Here is a 614-nt window from a genome sequence, read left to right as displayed (position 1 = left end):
TGTGTTTTTGCTGTTGCAATTATCTGGAGAAGGTTTGATTGGATCCAAAGAGATAAAAAGCCGAATTTTAAAGGTTTTGGAAGTGAACTATTGGCCAACATAACGCCAGAATATTGAAATCTCAACGGGCATCACAGAAACTTATCCTCAAATCGACGATAATACCTTTGTCAATCCTTAGCTGATATTATATTTCTCACCTCGTAATATTCCTATCCTTTATAAAAGCAACCTTTCCACCACACCACCTTGTCTTTCAAACATTAACTTAAAGACACATAAGCACAAAGGGTTTTCATCAAAAAATCTAAGTGCAAAAGTCCTAACAGAATTCCTGAAGAGAATTTTTCTAAAGGAAATGTCCTCTGATAAGAAATCCCCTTAAGAAAACCTTCTTCCTCCTCTATGACCTTTTCCATACAATTTTGGTTGTGCGCTCCCCCTCTTAAACACTCACCCCTGTCTGCATAGATGTCATCGGCTGTAGTTTTACCTCATAATACACAGACAAAAATCTCCTTAAAGCAGAACACCCCATTGGTATTCTAGACTCCGTAAACCCGATGCTCTCAGCCCTAGAGGAAAATTGAAACGAGAATGATTGAAGCTCAAGG

At 38.3% G+C, this 614-nt stretch carries 1 pseudogene; it reads right to left on the bottom strand.

The features are described 5' to 3' along the window. Positions 1 to 98 (bottom strand): annotated as a pseudogene (locus ACFINO_RS11055) (DNA-binding protein); the annotation flags it as partial. Between the last annotated feature and the right edge of the window lie 516 nt (positions 99 to 614).

This window comes from Bartonella sp. AA83SXKL, assembly GCF_042196965.1.
Taxonomy (GTDB): Bacteria; Pseudomonadota; Alphaproteobacteria; order Rhizobiales; family Rhizobiaceae; genus Bartonella.
The sequence above is the reverse complement of the archived record's forward strand: the minus strand, read 5'-3'. Positions and strand labels throughout refer to the sequence as shown.